1 protein-coding gene is annotated in these 202 nt (G+C 51.5%); it reads right to left on the bottom strand.

Annotation, left to right across the window (positions count from 1 at the left end):
* Nucleotides 1-202: hypothetical protein (locus tag J3482_RS20720; RefSeq protein ID WP_206923156.1), on the bottom strand; the 202-nt coding region annotated here is incomplete at both ends.

The following is a 202-nucleotide window of genomic DNA, read 5'->3' as shown; positions in this document are numbered from 1 at the left end:
AGAGGAGTCGATATCGACCACGATGCCTTGTCCTTTGGGGAGAAGTGACCTTAGGATTTGTCTATGCGCCGAACGTATCGCCTTGATGCCAGCGTCGGAACCGAGCCGCTTGAGGTCCTTATATAACAGAGTCGTATCAGGCAGTTTTGGCACGTCCAACTTCAGCTTCAACAGGGGATCTTGTTCGATGTCCTCAAAGTGG

This window comes from Alicyclobacillus suci (assembly GCF_017329615.1).
GTDB classification, from domain to species: Bacteria; Bacillota; Bacilli; order Alicyclobacillales; family Alicyclobacillaceae; genus Alicyclobacillus; species Alicyclobacillus suci.
The sequence above is the reverse complement of the archived record's forward strand: the minus strand, read 5'-3'. Positions and strand labels throughout refer to the sequence as shown.